The following is a 14733-nucleotide window of genomic DNA, read 5'->3' on the forward strand; positions in this document are numbered from 1 at the left end:
CGCGCCCACGAGCCCGCCGTAGGCCCGTCGCGCGCCTCGCCGTAGGCTGGCGAGAAGAGATGTCGCGCCACCCGGGTGCCGGCACGCAGCCGATGCGGAGGCGGGTGGTGGTGCACGAGGGCACGGACGTCCTGCCGGCCGTCGCCGTCGAGCGTGTCGCCTCGACCTGGCTGCCGACCGACCACGCCCGCTTCCGGATGCACGGCTTCCGCGACAGCAACGGTGTCGAGCACGTCGCGCTCGTCCACGGTGACGTCGCCGGCGCTCCCGACCCCGTCCTGCTCCGCATGCACTCCGAGTGCCTCACGGGTGACGCGCTCGGGTCGCGCCGCTGCGACTGCGGCGAGCAGCTGCAGGCGTCGATGGCCCGGATCGCGGCCGCCGGGGTCGGGGTCGTGATCTACGTGCGGGGGCACGAGGGGCGCGGGATCGGCCTGCTGGAGAAGCTGCGCGCCTACGCGCTGCAGGACCGTGGCGTCGACACCGTCGACGCCAACCTCGCGCTCGGGCACCCGGCCGACGCGCGCACCTTCGACGCCGCTGCGGCGATCCTGCGGGACCTGGGCGTCCAGCGCGTCGACCTGCTGAGCTCCAACCCGCTGAAGGAGCACGCGCTGACGGCGCTGAACGTCGAGGTCAGCCGCCGTCGGGGTCTGGACGTCCTCGACCGCGCGGACAACGCGGCCTACCTCGAGACCAAGCGCCGCCGCATGTCGCACGACGCGGCCGGACGGACGTCGTCGCCGCCGCCGCCGCCATCGTCGAAGCCGACCTCGCACCCGACCTCGGCCCCCACCACCACCACCGCCACCGACGCCGAGGTGTGGCGCAGCCTCCTGGCGGGCCGCCCCGCCGCCGACCCCGACCACGAGCTCGTGCGCCGGTACGGGCCGCTGGCGACCGCCCCGCGGGTGGTCGTGGCGCAGCTCGCGCAGAGCGCGGACGGGTTCATCACCTCGGCGGCGGGGACGGGCGACGTCGTGACCGGCCCCGAGGACCACCGGCACCTGCACCGGCTGCGCGCGCTGGTGGACGCCGTCGTCGTCGGGGTCACCACGGTCGTCGTCGACGACCCGCGCCTGACCGTGCGGGAGACCGAGGGCGACGACCCGGTGCGCGTCGTCCTGGACCCGCACGGGCGCGCGCCCCGCACCGCCGGCGTGTTCACCGACGGCCTGGCGCCGACGCTCTGGCTGACGGGCCGGCCCGACGTGCGACCGCCGTCGGACCAGGTCGAGGTGGTGCACCTGGCCGGACCCGACGGCGGCCCCCTCGCCGCCGCGCGGGTGCCGGGTGCCGTCGTCGCGATCCTGCGCGAGCGGGGCCGGGGTCGCGTGCTCGTCGAGGGCGGCGGCCGGACCGTGTCGTCCTTCCTCGCCGCGGGCGCGCTGGACCGGCTCTACCTCACGACGGCGCCGATCCTCATGGGTGGCGGTGTGCCGGGCCTGCGCTTCGAGGCCCTCGGCTCCCGGACCGGGATCCACCGACCGACGGTGCGCCGCCACCTCCTCGGCGCGGACACCTGCACGGAGTTCGACCTCTCGGTCGGCTGACGCGGACCACCCCCTCCGGGTGGTCCCCGCCGTAGCGTGGGGGCACCGCACGCGAGCAGCAGACGAGGGGACCACCATGCTGGGAGTGCACTCCGAGGTCGGCGATCTCGCCCAGGTGGTGCTGCACGAGCCGGGGCTCGAGCTCTACCGGCTCACGCCCGACAACGTGACCGGGCTGCTGTTCGACGACGTCATGTGGGTCGAGCGGGCGCAGGCCGAGCACCGCGCGTTCCAGCGGGCGCTGCGCGACCGCGGCGTCGTCGTGCACCTGTTCCGCGACCTGCTGGAGACCGCGCTCGACGAGCCCGGCGCGCGCGAGCTGGTGCAGTCCGAGCTCGTCACGGCGCAGCACGTCGGCGGCGGGCTGGAGCGCCACCTCACCGACCTGGTGGGGGCGATGCCCGCCAGTGACCTCGCGGGGGTGCTGATCGGCGGGCTGCTGAGGAGCGAGGCGGCGCAGGCGCTGCCGCGCGCCTCCAGCCTGCTGCTGTCGGTGCTGGACGACGACGACTTCCTCCTCCCGCCGCTGCCCAACCACCTCTACCAGCGTGACAACGTGGCGTGGATCTACGACGGCGTCGTCGTCAACCCGATGGCCCACCCCGCCCGGCAGCGCGAGGGGCTGAACTCCCGGCTCGTGCTCAACCACCACCCGCTGTTCACGGCCCAGCGCGTCCCGTTCCTGCGCGGCAACGACGCCGGGCACCACGCGCCCGCGACGGTCGAGGGCGGGGACGTGCTCGTGATCGGGAACCGCACGGTGATGGTCGGGCTCGGCGAGCGCACCGCACCGCAGGGCGTGGAGGCCCTCGCGCACGCGCTGTTCGCGGCCGACGCCGTCGACCGCGTCGTGGTGGTCGAGCTGCCGCGCACGCGCGCGTTCATGCACCTCGACACGGCGATGACGATGATCGACACCGCGACCTTCAGCGTCTACCCGCACCTGCCGGAGTCGCTGCGCTCGTACTCGCTGGTGGCGGAGCCCGGGGTGCCCCAGGGGACTTCACCGTGACGGAGAACGGCGACCTGTTCGGCGTCGTGGCCGAGGCCCTCGGGGTGGAGCGCGTGCAGGTGCTGCGCGCGCCGACGGACCGGTTCGAGGCGGCGCGCGAGCAGTGGGACGACGGCAACAACTTCCTCGCGGTCTCGCCCGGGGTGGTGCTCGGGTACGAGCGGAACACGACCACCAACCGCTTCCTCGCCGACCACGGGATCGAGGTCGTGCCCCTGGTAGGTTCCGAGCTCGGCCGGGGGCGCGGCGGTCCTCGGTGCATGAGCTGCCCGATCGAGCGCGCGCCCGCGTAGCGCCCTCGCCCCGCGACGGAAGGACGCCCCGGTGACCGACCCCGCCCCCGAGAGGTTTGTCGACGTACCCCGAGAGGATTCCCGACCCTCCCCGAGAGCACTGCCGACGCACCCCGAGAGGTTTGCGGACGTATCCCGAGAGGATCACCGACCCGCGTCGCCCTCCCCGGCGGACGACGGCGACGCCTGGGTCCCGGCGTCGCCCCGCCTCGTCACGGCGAGGGTCGTCACGGCGCTCGCGGTGACGCCGCTGCCGATCGCTGCGGGAGCGGTCCTCGGCCTCCTCGTCTCGTCGTGGTGGTGGCTCCTCGCGGCGCCGTTCGCGCTCGGGCTCCTGTCCACGCTCGTGCGCAGCCGCCGGTACGTCGCCTCGCTGGGGCACGCCGAACGCGCCGAGGACCTCGTCGTGCGCGAGGGGCTCTGGAGCCGCTCGACGACCGTCGTCCCCTACGGCCGTCTGCAGCACGTGACCCTCACCGAGGGCCCGATCGACTCCCGGTTCGGCCTCGCCCGGCTCGAGATCCACACGGCGGCGAGCGGTACGACCACCGTGCCCGGCCTGCCCGTCGCCGACGCCCGTGCGCTGCGGGCACGCCTCGCTCGACGCACCGGCGGGCGGGACGAGGGACTGTGACGGGCGACGGCGACGGCGGCCTCGACGACGCCCCCGCCCCGGACGACCCGCGCTGGCGCCGTCGCCCCCTGCGGGCACTTGTCGCGCAGTCCGCGCGCACGATCCTCGCGGGGGCGGCGATCGTTCTCGCCGTCGTGCGCAACGAGATCGACGGCTGGATCCAGGGGGATCCGTTCGAGCCGGGCCTCGCCGTCGTGGTCGCGGGGATCGTGGCCGTGGGTGTGGCTCTGGTGCTCGCGGATCGCGCCGTGAACCGCCACCAGGTGCGCTACGCGATCACTGACCGCGGGCTGCACGTCCGCCGGCGCGGTCTCAGCTCGACCGCGACGACGTACCCCGCCGCCCGCATCGACGGCGTCGAGATCGCCCAGAGCATCACCGACCGGCTGTTCGGGCTCGCGACGCTCAAGGTCGAGGTGTCCGGCGGTGCCTCCTCGGGCGGTGCGGTCACCGGGCTGCCGCTCGCGGACGCACGTGAGTGGCGCGACGCGCTGCTGGTCCGGCGCGACGCCGCGAGGCGGGCCGCGACCCCCGGCAGCTCGCCGACCGGCGGTGACGACGGCGACGCCCCACCTCTGCGGGCCCACGAGCATCGCGAGGACGACGGCGGCGCCCCCGTCCCGCCAGCGACCACCTCGCCCGCACCGCCGGACGATCCGCCGCCCGGCCGCCTCCTCCTCGCCCCCGGCCCCGACCGCGCGCGCCGGTACGCGCTCCGCGCCGTCCAGCCGTGGGCCGCCGCGGTGGCGTGCCTGGTCGGCGGGACGCTCGCCGTGGTCGGCCTGGTCCGGGGCGAGGTGGGCGGTTCACTCGGCCTGCTCCTGGCCGCGGGCGCGGCCGGATTCGGGGCGGTGCGGACCGTCGTCGAGCGGTGGCGCCGCGTGGCGACCTGGCAGGTGCACGAGCACGACGGCGATCTCGTCGTCAGCCGCGGGCGCTGGAGTCGCACCCGGCGCACCGTGCGCGCCGGGCGGGTCTGCGCCGTCGTGCTGACGCAGGGGCCGATCGACCGGCGCTCGGGCTGGTGGACGCTGAAGGTGGCCGTGCCGGCGCTCGGGTCGTCGGCGGGTGAGGACGGGGCGGACACCGTGGCCGTCGCAGCGACGGCGGACGAGGTTCGGCGCCTCACCCGGGCGCTTCTCCCCGGGCTCGACGAGGCGATGCACCGCGAGCTGGCCGCGGCGCTCGGGGCGGCGCGACCGCCGTCGACCTGGCTGCTCGCCCAGCCCTACGCGCGCCTGTTCTCGCCGCTGACCTGGCGCACCACCGGGCTGCGCACCGACGAGGCGCACGTCCTCGCGCGCGGCGGCCGGTGGTCGCGGTGGGTGCGCGTGGTCGACCGCACGCGCATCCAGCGCGTGACGACCGAGACCGGGCCGCGCGACCGCCGCCGGGGCGGCGCGAACCTCACGATCCACCTGCCGCCGGGACCCGCGGTGCGCACGGTGGTGCCGCACCTCGAGGCGGGGGCTGCGGGCGCGCTGCGCGACGAGCTCGCGCTCACGCGGGCCCTGGGCGCGAGCGCCCGCCCTCGCTAGGGTCGAACGGTGACCTCACCTCCCGCGCACGTGCTGGACCTCTTCGCGGTCGAGGGCGTCCCCACCCCGCTGCCGGGCGGACAGGGTGGCAGCGTGCTCGTGGGCGACCTCGTGCTCAGCCCGGGCCGCGACGCCGTCGTGCAGCGCTGGCTCAGCCCCGTGCTGGCACGGCTCGCCCACGATCTCGACACCTCGGCGAGCCGCCGCAGCTTCCGCATCGCGATGCCGGTCCCCGCGCGCGACGGCGAGTGGGTCGTCGACGGGTGGGGTGCGAGCCGGTACGAGCCCGGGACGACGGCGTGCCACGACCTCGACGTCGCCCTCGCCGCGGGCCGGCTGCTCCACGCCCGGTTCGCCTCCCTCGTCCCGCACCGGCCCGACGTGCTCGCCACGCGCACCGACCGGTGGGCGCGCGCCGAGCGGCAGGCGTTCGGCGAGGCGCCGATCGACCCCGCCGTGGCGGCGCACCCTCCTCGCACCGCTGCTGGCCGAGCTGGTGGCGGTGGCCGGCGACGACCCCGACCAGCTCATCCACGCCGACCTCGCGGGGAACGTGCTGATCGACGGCGCGGGCGCCGCCGTCGTGATCGACGTCGCGCCCGCCTGGCGGCCGCAGCGCTGGGCGGAGGCCGTCTGCGTGCTCGACTCGGTGATGTGGCACGGCGCCGCACCGACCGCGCTCGACAAGTGGCGCACCGGCGTCGAGCGCGAGGCGATGCTGCGCGCGCTCGCGTTCCGCCTCCTCGCGGACGACCCGGTCGCGCCCGAGCGCTACCGGCCCGCGCTGAAGGCGCTGGGCGTCGTGGGTCCGCGCGGTCTCGCGCGCGCCGGCAGCGGGGTGACGGCATGAGCCGCGACGGCGTCGCCCCGGGCGTCGTGGCGCGTGCCGCCGGGCAGGTGGCCCTCGGCGGCCTCATGCTCGCCGCCGGGACGGCGCACCTGCGGCGCACGCGCGGCTACCGCGTCGTGGTGCCGCGCTGGTTCCCCGGTGACCCCGACCGCGTGATCGTGGCCTCCGGCGTCGTCGAGCTCGCGATCGGCGGGGCGCTCGTGACCGTGTGGCGCCAGCCCGCGCGTGCGTGGGTGGGGGTCACGACGGCGGCGTTCCTCGTGGCCGTCTGGCCCGGCAACGTCTCCCAGTACCTCGAGCGGCGCGACGCCGGGCCGCTGCTCGACTCCGACCTCAAGCGGCTCGTGCGGCTCCCGCTTCAGGTGCCGCTCATCGCGGGTGCGCTGGCGGCGGGTGACGTCGCGCGCGTGCTCGGTGGTCGGGCTCGCGACGACCGGGCCCGCACCGCCGTCGCTGACTAGGCTCGCCGCATGCCGAGCCCCCGCATCGTCGCCGTCTGCACCGTGCACGCCCTCGTGGAGGATCCCGGGACGATCGGGGTCACCGCGATCGACAAGCGCCCCGTCACCGGCGCGGTCAAGGTGGGGCCGTACGGCGTCCGCGCCGACGTCCAGGCCGACCGCAAGCACCACGGCGGGCTCGACAAGGCGCTGTACGCCTACGCGCAGGAGGACGCCGAGCACTGGGCCGCCGAGCTCGGCCGTGAGGTGCCGCCGGGCTTCTTCGGCGAGAACCTGCGCACCGAGGGCATCGACGTCAACGACGCACGAATCGGGGAGATCTGGCGTATCGGCGGCGGCGAGGGCGGGGACGCCACCGGCCCCGGGGGCGAGGGCGTCGAGGTCCAGGTCACCATGCCGCGCACCCCGTGCGCCACGTTCGCGCGCTGGATCGGCGGTGAGCACCAGCGCGGCTGGGTGCGCCGGTTCTCCGACGCCCGCCGCCTCGGCCCCTACCTCCGGGTCCTGCGCGGCGGACGGATCACCGCGGGCGACCCGATCACCGTGATCGAGCGGCCGGACGGCCCGAGCATCGTCGACGCCTACCGCGCCCCGGCCACCGCGCGCGCCTGAGCCCTCACCCCTCCTCGAGCACGACGAGCGGCCCCTCGTCCGCCGTCGGCACCTCGAACCCGTCCACGATCCGGCGCAGGGTCGCCTCGCTGATCACGACGTCGTCCGGCCCGGCCCCCGTGCGGGCGGAGACGCGCGCGAGGAGCGTCGGCCACGGCACCCGGAGGTACCAGGTCGTGACTTCGGCACCGAGCGGCGCGAGCAGCGCGCGGTACTCCGTGCGCAGCGACCGCCGCCAGAACGACGTGTCGACGACGACGTCCCGCCCCTCCCGCACCAGCGCCACCAGCCGCTCCTGCACCAGGGCGTGCACCTCCTCCTGGGCCCCGGCCGGCAGCGGGTAGTCGACGTGACCGAGGCGCGCGGCCTCCTGGTCCCAGCCGAGCCGCACCCAGCCCTCGCGCTCGAGCCGCCGCGCCGTCGTCGACTTGCCGGACCCGGCCGGTCCGCACAGCAGGATCACGCGCGGGGTGCTCATGCGGCCACCGTAGAACCCGGGCCGCGCGAGGCGTACGTTCGGCACGAAGCCGAGACTCGAGGAGCCACCCGTGAGAAGCACCGACGTCCTGACCGACGCGTTCGCCCGCGTCCCCGACCTGCTGCGCCACGCGCTGGAGGGCGCCGACCCCGCCGCGCTCACCCGCCGCCTCGACCCCGAGGCCAACACCCTGGCCTGGCTCGCGTGGCACACCGGGCGCGAGCAGGACGCCCAGCTCGCCGACCTCGCGGGCACCGAGCAGGTCTGGACCGGCGAGGGCTGGGCCGACCGCGCCCGCCTCCCCTGCCGACGGGCGACATGGGCTACGGCCACTCCCCCGACGAGGTCGCCCAGGTCGACGCACCGGCCGACGTGCTCCTGGGGTACGCGGACGCCGTCGAGCGCGCGGCCCGTGCCTACCTCGCGACGCTGTCGGACGACGACCTCGACGCCGTCGTCGACGACGACTGGGACCCGCCCGTCACGCGCGGCGCGCGGCTGGTGAGCGTCGTGGCCGACGCGTTCGAGCACGCCGGCCAGGCCGCGTTCCTGCGCGGGCTCCTCGACCGGTCCTGACCCGGGCGCGAGCGGTGCGGCGCAGCTGGGCGACGGCCCGACCTCCCGCACCCGCCCGCACCGCCGGCTCGATCACCGGACGGTGGTGTCCAACCGACCCACCGGCTCGTGCGCGGCACCCGCGACGGCGGCCCACGCGTCCGCGTCGAGCCCGAGCTCCGTGCGCAGGAATGCGGTCGTGACGCGCCGCACGAGGTCGACCATCGCCGGGCTCTCGTCGGTCGTCTCGGTCGAGCGGTAGTCCTGGATGCCGCCGAGCATGTGCCCGCCGCCGTGCAGCGTGAGCAGGTGCCGGGCGCCGGGGCTGAGGTGGAAGACGTCGGTGAACCAGTCCGGGCCGCGGGTGGAGAGCGCCGACTGGTCCGCGTCGCCGGCGACGACGAGCGACGGCGTCGCGAGCCCGCTGAAGTCGGGGCTCATGAAGGCGAAGTGCTCCTGCGCGAACGGGACGAGGTCACCGCGGGCGATGCCCGTGGTGGACAGCAGCACGCCGGCGCGGACCCGGGTGTCGGTGCGGTCCTCGCCGGGGCGACCCGCGGCGTCGAGCACCCGGGCCCCCAGCAGCATGCCGACGGTCTGCCCGCCCCAGGAGTGCCCGGCGACCGCCAGCCGCTCGGTGTCGACGCGCCCCGCCAGTCCCGGTAGGGCGGCGACGAGCGTGTCGAGCTCGTCGATCACGCGCACGACGTCGTCGACCCGCGTCCTCCAGATCCCCGGGGTGCGGGGATCGTCCGGCGCGAGGTCGAGCGAGGCCGAGTCGAGGAACGTCGGCTGCACGACGACGAACCCGTGCGCGGCCCAGTGGTCCACGAGGGGGTCGGCCGCCGTCATCGACTGCCGGTAGCCGTGCGCGAAGGCGATGACGGGCAGGCCGCTGCCCTCGGCCGGCGCGGTGACGCGCACCTGGAGGTCGTCACCCCGCCCGGGGGCCGGCAGGACGACGGGCCGCACGCTGAGGACGCGCGTGGTGGTGCGGGGGAGGAATCGGTGGACGGCACGGGGCACCTCTCGGGGGATCACGGCGTCGACTGCGAAACGGATCGACGTTCCACACGATACGGAACACTGTTCCGGTGTGCAAGCGAAAGTGGATCAATGTTCCGGTTGGCGGCTGGGCGTGGGACGATCACGCGGTGACCTCCGCAGCGACACCCCCGACCCCGGGAAGGGCCTCGGGCTCCGGCGACCACGCCGATCCCGACGCGCGCCCCGCCGGCGGCAGCCCCGGCTCGGACCTCGGCTCCCGCACCACCGCCCCGCTGCGGCGCGACGTCGCCCGCAACCAGGGCGCGCTGCTGGAGGCCGCCGCCCGCGTCTTCACGACCTCGGGCGTGGGTGCCCCCGTCCGCGAGATCGCCGCCGCCGCCGGGGTCGGCGTCGCCACGCTCTACCGCCACTTCCCCACGCGGGCCGACCTCGTGGTCGCCGTGTACCGCCACCAGATCGAGGAGTGCGCCGCGGCCGGGCCGTCACTCCTGGCGTCGGCGCCCGGGCCGTTCGAGGCGACCCTGAGCTGGGTGCACCTCTTCGTGGACTTCCTCGGCACGAAGCACGGCCTGTCCCGGGTGTGGGAGGGCGACGCCGAGGAGTTCGGCGCGCTGCACGCGCTCTTCGTCGAGCGCCTCGTCCCGGTCCTGACCGACCTGCTCGACGCCGGCCGCGCCGCCGGCGAGGTCGTCGCGCCGATCTCGGCCTACCGGCTGCTGCGCGCGGTCGGCGACCTGGTCGCGTGGAGCCCGCAGGACCCCGACTACGACGTCCGCGAGGTCGTGACGCTGCTGGTCAGCGGCCTGCGGCAGGCCCAGCCGGACCGGCTCGGAGACACGGCGGGCTGACGCGCCGCCGCAGCGGTGGCGGGACCACCGCCGGGCGGGGAGGATCGCGACATGGGTTCACGAGCCGTGCGGGTGCCGATCTGGGTGGTCGCCGCCCTCGCATCGTCCGGCGCAACGGGTGTCTCCGCCTGCTCCTCCTACCCGTGCACGACCGAGGGGTACTCGAGCACGATCGTGGTGGAGGTCGAGGGGCGACGGTCCGATATCGCCGACCTGGAGCTCTGCGTGGAGGATCGCTGCTCCTCCGACGACGACGTCACCGACCCCAGCAGGCTGATCGCCCACGGGCCGCCGACGCGTGCGGACGACGGGAGCCGATGGACCTTCGGCGTCGCGCTGCACCGCGACCACCTCGTCGTCCGTGCACTCGCCGCCGACGGGAGCATCCTCCGTGAGACACCGGTCTCGGTCGACTTCAGACGTGTGGGTGGGAGCGCACGCTGCGGCGGACCTCAGGAGGCGATCGTCCGCATCGACGTCTGACCGACGTCGGAGCCGGGCGCTCAGACGCCGATCTCGCCCCGGATCGCGACGACGGCGGCCCCTCCCACCCACAGCGCCCCACCGGCGTCGCGGGTGATCGAGACGCGGCCGTCGTGCCCGACCATCCGCCCCTGCGCGGCCGTGAAGGGTGCGCTCACGCGGCCGGTGTCGATCAGCCACTGCGCCGCCGAGGCGTTGAGGCTCCCGGTCACGGGGTCCTCCACGAGGCCGCCCTCGCCGTCGACGATGAGCGCCCGGATCTCGACGCGCGGCTCGCCGTCGAGCGCCTCCGCACGCAGGCCGACGACGCCGATCGAGCGTTCGACGCCGTCACGTGCCGGCTCCGGCCGCACCGCGAGCACCGCGTCGGCGTCGCGCAGCAGGACGCCGATCCACCCCGGCCCGTTGTCGATCCAGCGGACCTCGAGGACCGCGTCGGCGTCGGCCTCGAGCCCGAGCGTGCGCACGACGGCGTCGCGCTCGTCCGTCTCGGGCGTCCCGGAGCGCAGGAGCGAGGGCGCCTCGAAGGCGAGTGCGACGGCGTCGGCCGCAGCGCCACCGGCACCGGCCCCGTCGCCGTCGCGACCCTCACCGCCCGCACCCTCCGCGATCTCGCGCACGGTGACGAGCCCGACCCCGCACTCCTGCACCACGCGGCCCGCGACGGCGGGCGACCCGCCGGCGTCGAGCCAGGCAGCCGCCGTGCCGAGCGTCGGGTGCCCCGCGAACGGCAGCTCGCGCCGGCCGGCGAAGATGCGCACGCGGTAGTCGGCGCCCGGGTCGGTGGGCGGCAGGAGGAAGGTGCACTCCGAGAGGTTGGTCCACGCCGAGACGTCGGCCATCTGCTCGTCGGTGAGCCCGACGGCGTCGTGCACCACCGCGAGGGGATTGCCGGCGAAGGGCCGGGCACCGAAGACGTCGACCTGGCGGAACGGGCGCGTGGTGGGCATGGTCGCGAGCGTAGACCCGGCACGCACCCGTGCACTCGCGATGGGACCGTTCACAACCGCCCACATGTGACGCAACCGTGTCGAGAACATTTCCACCCGGTCACGGGAGACGCCCTTGGCCGCTGTCAGGTTCCGCACCGGTAAATCTTTGGCGAGATGACACCCTCCGGTCGCGGAACGTCCCCCGCGGGTTTACAACTTCTCTCGTGGACTCCCCCGAGAACCCCTTGCGTCCCCCTGCCCAGCCGCGGCGCCGTCGCCGCCCGATCCTCGCCGCGCTCCTCGCGGCCACCGTCCTCCCCGTCGCCGCCCTCCCCGCGGCCGCGGTCCCCGTCTCCACCGACACCTTCGCCCCCGTCCCGCTCACCACCGAGACCGTCGCCCCCGAGGCGGTCACGGCCCCGGACACGGGTGCGGCGCTCGAGGCGGAGGCCCTCGCGCGCGAGGCGTCCCCGACCGCCGAGACCCCCGAGGGGATCAGCCTCGTCGGCGGTGTCACGGCCCCTCGCTACGACTACGGCACCGCCATCCGCGAGCGGATCTTCATCCCCGTCGCGGGTGTGGACCAGGACGGCGACGGCGTCGACGACGTCACCGCGATCGACATCGTCCGCCCGGCCGCCACCGAGACCGGCCTGATGTCGCCCGCGATCATCGACCCCTCGCCGTACTACACGACGCTCGGGCGCGGCAACGAGGCCCAGCTCCTCAACGACAACCTGGGCGGCGCCTCCGACGTCAGCCCGCTGTACTACGACAACTACTTCGTGCCGCGCGGCTACACCGTGATCCACGCGCAGATGAACGGCACCGGCTTCTCCAACGGCTGCCCGTTCCACGGCGGTGCGGGCGACATCGAGAGCCTCAAGGTCGTCGTCGACTGGCTGAACGGCCGCGTCGCGGGGTACGACAAGGACGGCGCCCCCGCGCTCGCCGACTGGCACAACGGCAAGTCGGCGATGTTCGGCAAGTCCTACGACGGCACGCTCGCCAACGGCGTCGCGGCGACCGGCGTCGAGGGCCTGGAGACCATCGTGCCGATCGAGGCGATCACGCAGTGGTACCGCTACTCGCGCACGAACGGCATCCGCCACAACACGCACTACCCCCAGTCGCTCTCGAACACCGTCACCAACCCCGACCGTCGCGCGCTGTGCGCGCCGTCGCGGGCCTGGATGAACACCGTCGACGGCGACACGGACGGCGACGTCAACGACTTCTGGCAGGAGCGCAACTACCAGCTCGACGCCGACAAGGTCACGGCCGCCGTCTTCGCGATCCAGGGGCTCAACGACGACAACGTCCGCATGAGCCAGTTCAACGAGTGGTGGGACGCGCTCGCCGCGAACGACGTGCCGCGCAAGGTGTGGCTGCCGCGCCAGGGCCACATCGACCCGTTCGACTTCCGCCGCACGGTGTGGGTCGACACGATCCACCGCTGGTACGACCACTGGCTCATGGGCATCGACAACGGGATCATGGACGAGCCCGAGTCGATGGTCGAGCAGGGTGTCGAGGAGTACGTCGACGAGGCCTCCTGGCCCGCACCGGGCACCGAGGACGTCGCCGTCCACCTCACCGCCACCACCGCCGGTGCCGCCGGTTCACTCGCTCTGCAGCCGGCCACCGCGGTCGAGACCCTGAGCTTCACCAACGCCGCCGCCTCGATCAACGAGAACGCGCTGGTCGGGACCCCCGAGGGCCAGCAGGACACGCGTCTGGTGTTCCTGTCCGAGCCGCTCGAGGCCGACCTGCGCGTCTCGGGCACGCCGCGCATCGAGCTGGACGCGTCGCTCTCGACCGAGCAGGCCAACCTCGGCGCGATGCTGGTCGACTACGGCACGGCCGAGCGCGTCTCGCGCTCGGGCGACGGTTCACGCAACACCACGATCCGCACGTGCTGGGGCGCCAGCTGGGGTCCGGCAACCGCGACCCCCGAGACCTTCAAGATCACCGACTCCAGCTGCTACCTGGAGAAGGAGCGCGTCCTGGCGACGGCGGACTTCTTCCGCCTCTCGCGCGGCGCGCTCGACTCCTCCAACCGCGAGTCGCTGATCTCCGGCGAGGCGACCCCGGTCGTGCCCGGGCAGGAGTACGGGTTCGACTTCGACATGGAGCCCTACGACTACATCTTCCCGGCGGGCCACCGCATCGGCGTCGCCGTCTCCACGAACGTGTCGGGCTACAGCAACGACGGCACGCGCGGCTCCACGGTCACCGTGGACGCCACCACCTCGACCATCGTGCTCCCGATCGTGGGTGGCACCGGTGCGGCCGTGGCCTCCGGGGCGCTCGGTGAGGCGGCCGACGTCACGCTCGACTTCGACCTCGGCGGCGAGGGCACCGCGCCCGTCGAGCCGCAGGTCCTGCCCTACGGCGCGGTCCCGACCGTGCCGGCCGAGCCGACGGACGACACCCTCGTGTTCGCCGGCTGGTTCGCCGACGAGGCGCGCACCGTGCCGTTCGACTTCACCGCGCCGCTGACGGCGAGCGCGACGGCGTACGCCGCGTGGGTCACGGTCGCCGAGGCGGCGGTGTCGCTCGAGGTCACGGCGTCGGCCACGACGGCGATCGTGGGCCAGAGCGTCGACCTCACCGTCACCGCGTCCGACGCCGAGGGCGACCCTCGGCGACGTCACGTCGCTCGTGACGTTCTCCTCCACCAGCCCGGGCGTGACGTTCACCGGCGCGACCGCGACGCTGGGCGAGGTGGGCGACGCCGTCGTGACCGCGACGCTCGGCGCGGCGAGCGGCGAGGCGACGATCGCCGTCGCCGCCCTGCCGTTCGTGGACGTGCCGCTCGGCACGCTGTTCTTCGACGAGATCCGCTGGCTCGCGGAGGCGGGCATCTCGACCGGGTGGGACGTCGGCGACGGGCAGAAGGAGTTCCGCCCGCTCAACCCCGTGGCGCGCGACGCGATGGCGGCGTTCCTGTACCGGATGACGAAGCCGGAGGGCTTCACGCCGCCGGCGGTCTCGCCGTTCACCGACGTGCCGGTGGGCTCGCAGTTCTACACGGAGATCGCCTGGCTCGACGCCGCGGGCATCTCGACCGGGTGGGTCATGCCGGACGGGACGCGCCAGTTCCGCCCGCTCGAGCCGATCAACCGTGACGCGATGGCGGCGTTCCTGTACCGCCTCGCCGACGTCGAGGACTACGTGCCGGCCGCGCCGATGCCGTTCGCCGACGTCGCGCCGGGCGCGCAGTTCGCGACCGAGATCGCGTGGGTGGCCGAGGTCGGGATCTCGACCGGCTGGGTCGGCAACGACGGAACGGTCATCTTCCGCCCCGTGACGCCGATCGCGCGCGACGCCATCGCGGCGTTCCTGTCGCGGTACGACGCGCTGGACTGATCCGCCGCAGCGGTGACGGGGACGGCCCCGCTCGACACTCGTCGGGCGGGGCCGTTCCGCGCCTCGGGTCGGCCAGCCCCGCCCGGGGGCGATCGCTCGCTAAG

The 14733-nt window shown here is 74.9% G+C and carries 17 protein-coding genes and 1 pseudogene; 14 read left to right on the plus strand and 4 right to left on the minus strand.

Features of this window, described 5'->3' with window-relative positions; genetic code table 11:
• Positions 1 to 59 precede the first annotated feature (59 nt).
• The 5 genes from ribA (at position 60) to QQK22_RS14250 (ending at position 5030) form a co-directional block, all read left to right on the plus strand.
• Positions 60 to 1553 (plus strand): GTP cyclohydrolase II, encoded by a 1494-nt coding sequence (ribA, locus tag QQK22_RS14230; protein ID WP_284251615.1) that lies wholly within the window; start codon positions 60 to 62, stop codon positions 1551 to 1553.
• Between the two features lie 76 nt (positions 1554 to 1629).
• Positions 1630 to 2565, plus strand: a complete 936-nt coding sequence (locus QQK22_RS14235; RefSeq protein ID WP_284251616.1) for an arginine deiminase family protein — start codon at positions 1630 to 1632, stop codon at positions 2563 to 2565.
• Positions 2562 to 2858 (plus strand): arginine deiminase family protein, encoded by a 297-nt coding sequence (locus tag QQK22_RS14240; RefSeq protein WP_284251617.1) that lies wholly within the window; start codon positions 2562 to 2564, stop codon positions 2856 to 2858. Before QQK22_RS14235 ends, QQK22_RS14240 begins: the two co-directional genes overlap by 4 nt.
• Positions 2859 to 3099: 241 nt before the next feature.
• Positions 3100 to 3492 (plus strand): PH domain-containing protein, encoded by a 393-nt coding sequence (locus QQK22_RS14245; RefSeq protein WP_284251618.1) that lies wholly within the window; start codon positions 3100 to 3102, stop codon positions 3490 to 3492.
• Positions 3489 to 5030, plus strand: coding sequence for a PH domain-containing protein (locus tag QQK22_RS14250; protein WP_284251619.1), 1542 nt, complete (start codon positions 3489 to 3491; stop codon positions 5028 to 5030). The genes QQK22_RS14245 and QQK22_RS14250 overlap by 4 nt, the downstream gene beginning before the upstream one ends.
• Positions 5031 to 5045: 15 nt before the next feature.
• Here the strand turns inward: QQK22_RS14250 and QQK22_RS14255 are convergent, their stop codons facing one another.
• On the minus strand, positions 5046 to 5375 hold the full coding sequence (locus tag QQK22_RS14255) for a hypothetical protein (protein ID WP_284251620.1): 330 nt from the start codon (positions 5373 to 5375) through the stop codon (positions 5046 to 5048).
• Positions 5376 to 5532: 157 nt separating this feature from the next.
• Here QQK22_RS14255 and QQK22_RS14260 point away from each other — a divergent pair, with 157 nt between their 5' ends.
• From QQK22_RS14260 to QQK22_RS14270, 3 genes are read left to right on the plus strand one after another with little or no spacing between them, the layout of a single operon-like run.
• Positions 5533 to 5880, plus strand: a complete 348-nt coding sequence (locus QQK22_RS14260) for a hypothetical protein (RefSeq protein WP_284251622.1) — start codon at positions 5533 to 5535, stop codon at positions 5878 to 5880.
• Positions 5877 to 6341, plus strand: a complete 465-nt coding sequence (locus QQK22_RS14265) for a DoxX-related protein (protein WP_284251623.1) — start codon at positions 5877 to 5879, stop codon at positions 6339 to 6341. The genes QQK22_RS14260 and QQK22_RS14265 overlap by 4 nt, the downstream gene beginning before the upstream one ends.
• A 9-nt stretch (positions 6342 to 6350) precedes the next feature.
• Positions 6351 to 6953, plus strand: a complete 603-nt coding sequence (locus QQK22_RS14270; protein ID WP_284251625.1) for an MOSC domain-containing protein — start codon at positions 6351 to 6353, stop codon at positions 6951 to 6953.
• A 4-nt stretch (positions 6954 to 6957) separates the two neighbouring features.
• On the opposite strand, the gene QQK22_RS14275 is transcribed toward QQK22_RS14270, so the two are convergent.
• Positions 6958 to 7431: a P-loop nucleotide/nucleoside kinase family protein gene (locus tag QQK22_RS14275; RefSeq protein WP_284251626.1), complete on the minus strand. Its 474-nt coding sequence runs from the start codon at positions 7429 to 7431 to the stop codon at positions 6958 to 6960.
• A 70-nt stretch (positions 7432 to 7501) separates the two neighbouring features.
• On the opposite strand from QQK22_RS14275, the pseudogene QQK22_RS18915 reads away from it, so the two are divergent.
• Both QQK22_RS18915 and QQK22_RS18920 read left to right on the plus strand, forming a co-directional pair.
• A pseudogene (locus QQK22_RS18915) lies at positions 7502 to 7663 on the plus strand (DinB family protein); the annotation flags it as partial.
• An 86-nt stretch (positions 7664 to 7749) separates the two neighbouring features.
• Positions 7750 to 8007: a mycothiol transferase gene (locus QQK22_RS18920; RefSeq protein WP_348525597.1), complete on the plus strand. Its 258-nt coding sequence runs from the start codon at positions 7750 to 7752 to the stop codon at positions 8005 to 8007.
• 72 nt (positions 8008 to 8079) lie between these two features.
• Here the strand turns inward: QQK22_RS18920 and QQK22_RS14285 are convergent, their stop codons facing one another.
• Positions 8080 to 9012: an alpha/beta hydrolase family protein gene (locus tag QQK22_RS14285; RefSeq protein ID WP_284251627.1), complete on the minus strand. Its 933-nt coding sequence runs from the start codon at positions 9010 to 9012 to the stop codon at positions 8080 to 8082.
• A gap of 128 nt (positions 9013 to 9140) precedes the next feature.
• Here QQK22_RS14285 and QQK22_RS14290 point away from each other — a divergent pair, with 128 nt between their 5' ends.
• Both QQK22_RS14290 and QQK22_RS14295 read left to right on the plus strand, forming a co-directional pair.
• The gene (locus QQK22_RS14290; RefSeq protein ID WP_284251628.1) at positions 9141 to 9842 is read left to right on the plus strand and encodes a TetR/AcrR family transcriptional regulator; all 702 of its coding nucleotides are present in this window, start codon (positions 9141 to 9143) and stop codon (positions 9840 to 9842) included.
• A 51-nt stretch (positions 9843 to 9893) separates the two neighbouring features.
• Positions 9894 to 10325, plus strand: coding sequence for a hypothetical protein (locus tag QQK22_RS14295; protein WP_284251630.1), 432 nt, complete (start codon positions 9894 to 9896; stop codon positions 10323 to 10325).
• Positions 10326 to 10345: 20 nt separating this feature from the next.
• On the opposite strand, the gene QQK22_RS14300 is transcribed toward QQK22_RS14295, so the two are convergent.
• Complete coding sequence (locus tag QQK22_RS14300; RefSeq protein WP_284251632.1) at positions 10346 to 11275, minus strand: PhzF family phenazine biosynthesis protein; 930 nt, start codon at positions 11273 to 11275, stop codon at positions 10346 to 10348.
• A 206-nt stretch (positions 11276 to 11481) separates the two neighbouring features.
• On the opposite strand from QQK22_RS14300, the gene QQK22_RS14305 reads away from it, so the two are divergent.
• Together QQK22_RS14305 and QQK22_RS14310 are read left to right on the plus strand one after the other, a co-directional pair.
• Entirely contained in the window at positions 11482 to 14388 is a 2907-nt protein-coding gene (locus QQK22_RS14305) for a CocE/NonD family hydrolase (protein ID WP_284251634.1), read from the plus strand.
• Positions 14339 to 14629 (plus strand): S-layer homology domain-containing protein, encoded by a 291-nt coding sequence (locus tag QQK22_RS14310; RefSeq protein WP_284251635.1) that lies wholly within the window; start codon positions 14339 to 14341, stop codon positions 14627 to 14629. The genes QQK22_RS14305 and QQK22_RS14310 overlap by 50 nt, the downstream gene beginning before the upstream one ends.
• Positions 14630 to 14733: the final 104 nt, after the last annotated feature.

This window comes from Litorihabitans aurantiacus, assembly GCF_030161595.1.
GTDB classification, from domain to species: domain Bacteria; phylum Actinomycetota; class Actinomycetes; order Actinomycetales; family Beutenbergiaceae; genus Litorihabitans; species Litorihabitans aurantiacus.